Consider the following 2,390-nt stretch of genomic DNA (forward strand, 5'->3'; position numbering starts at 1 on the left):
GGCGTCGAATTGGGTTCGCGAATCGAGGCTCATGCGCGCACCTCAGAACTGGAAGTAGATGAAGGCGGCGCCCGATCCCTGCGCGATGACGACGGCGAACGCGAGCAGCGCCCACACCATGCACACTGCGGCCGGATGCGCGCGCGCGACGACGGACTCGAGCGTGCGTCCGCGCATGTACCAGTGCGTGAGAACGATGCCGCCGACGATCACGCCGACCGTGAGCAGCCCGAACATCGGCAGGATCGGCTTGGTCGCCGCATTCGTGCCGAACATGCCGCGCAGCACGCTCCAGGCCTTGTCGAACGTCTTGGCGCGGAAGAACACCCAGGTGATGTTGACCAGCGCGAACGTGAGCAGGCCGAGTGCCACGAGCATCGTCGGGCCGGGCCGGTAGCCGGCGAAGCGCGCACGCAGGAGGCGCTCGACGGCGAGATACAGGCCGTGCAGTCCGCCCCAGACGACGAAGGTCCAGCTCGCGCCGTGCCAGAGGCCGCCGAGCAGCATCGTCGCCATGAGCGCGGCGTAAGTGCGGCGCTCGCCGTGGCGGTTGCCGCCGAGCGGGATGTAGAGGTAGTCGCGCAGCCATGACGACAGCGTGATGTGCCAGCGCCGCCAGAAGTCAGAGAAGCCGATCGCGGCGTACGGGAAGCGGAAGTTGTCCGGCATGGCGAAGCCGAGGCACAAGGCTGCGCCGATCGCGGTCGTCGAGTAGCCGGCGAAGTCGCAGAAGATCTGGCCGCTGAAAGCCAGTGTCGCCGCCCAGGCGTCGAGCATGCCGGGGACCTTGTCGCCGTCGTAGACGCGCTCAGCCACGCGCGAAAGAAAACTGTCGGCGAGCACGACCTTGTTGAACAGTCCCAGCGTCATCAGCGCGAGGCCGAAACGCAGCTGATCACCGCTCGCCTTGCGCGGTTGCTCGAACTGCGGCACGAGTTCGGTCGGGCGCATGATCGGCCCGGCGACGAGGTGCGGGAAGAACGTGACGAACAGCGCGTAGTCGAGCAGGTTGTTCGCGGGCGCGGCACGGCGCAGGTAGACGTCGAGCGTGTACGACATCGTCGCGAACGTGTAGAACGAGATGCCGACCGGCAGGACGATGTCGTAGTGTGCCGGTTGCCAGGCGATGCCGAGCGTGCCCATCAGCGCGCCGAAGTTGTCGACCAAGAACTGGCCGTACTTGAAATAGCCGAGCATGCCGAGGTTGGCGACGACCGAGAGCAGCATCCAGGCATGGCGCGCCGACTCGCGTCGCGCCTTGACCAGGCCTTGCGCGGCGTACCAGTCGACGACGGTCGACACCCACAGCAGGATCACGAACGGCGGGTTCCACGCCGAGTAGAACAGGTAACTCGCGACCAGCAGGTTGACCTTTTTCGTGGTCCAGGACAGCGGCAGGTTGTGCAACACCAGCACGCAGGCGAAGAACACGACGAACGTGAGCGAATTGAAGACCATGGTTCCCCCAACCGACGATCTGGATCGCTACTGCGCGACGGAGCATGCGCCTGATTGCGCCGCGCCGCAATCGGCGGGTTGAAGTGGCCACTCGCGGGCCCTGCCCGCCGGGCCCTCAGTCCGCCTTCCCCCGCGCGGGGAAGGCGGACAAGCGTTATTCCGCCACGGCGATGGGCTCGCCGAGCGCGGGTTCGTCCGCTTCCTCCGGTCGCGCCCAGACCAGCCATTTTCCGCGCAGCGCGAGCAGGGTGACGAAAGCGAGCGCCGCGACCCCGGAAAGGAACAGGAATCCCGAGCCGTAGTTGCCGCTCGTGTCGCGCGCGATGCCGAGCACGACCGGCAAGTAGAAACCGCCGATGCCGCCGGCCGCGCCGATGATGCCGGCCATCGTGCCGGTCTTGTCCGGCCAGCGCAGCGGCACGAGCTGGAACGTCGCACCGTTGCCGAGGCCGAAGCAGAAATAGAGCACGAACAACAGCGCGATGCCGCCGGCCAGCGGCGGCTGCCACAGCGCGAAGGCGAGGTCGGCGAGCGCGATCACCGGCAACAGCACGCCGAGTGCGCGCACGCCGCTGATGCGGTCGGCGAGCGCGCCACCGAGCGGCCGCACCATCGCGCCGGTGAACGCGAGCGCGGCCATCCACAGGCCGGCGTCGATCTTGCTCATGCCGTAGAGGTTGGTCAGCAGCAGCACGACGTAGGACGACATGCCGACGAAGCCGCCGAACGTGATCGAATAGATCAGCATCATCGCCCAGGTATCGCGCTCCGCGAACACGGCGCGATAGCGCGCAGGCAGCACCGCGATCGCGAGCAGCGAACCGAGCACGGGCAGCAGCATCAGCCCGGTCTTGCCGCCGAGGCCGAACAGGCCGGCGTTGACGATCAGCACGAGGCCGACGAGGAACGCGAGGCTGGCCACGAACGCGAGC

2 protein-coding genes are annotated in these 2,390 nt (G+C 67.4%); both read right to left on the reverse strand.

Translation table 11 applies throughout. From position 1 onward, the window contains the following. Positions 1-42: 42 nt before the first annotated feature. Positions 43-1,458, reverse strand: coding sequence for an MBOAT family O-acyltransferase (locus VF497_RS10805; protein WP_330888532.1), 1,416 nt, complete (start codon positions 1,456-1,458; stop codon positions 43-45). A gap of 154 nt (positions 1,459-1,612) precedes the next feature. Continuing rightward, positions 1,613-2,390: MFS transporter (locus VF497_RS10810; protein WP_330888534.1), on the reverse strand; the 778-nt coding region annotated here is incomplete at its 5' end.

The sequence above is a fragment of the Rudaea sp. genome (assembly GCF_036383415.1).
In the GTDB taxonomy this organism is placed as follows: Bacteria; Pseudomonadota; Gammaproteobacteria; order Xanthomonadales; family Rhodanobacteraceae; genus Rudaea.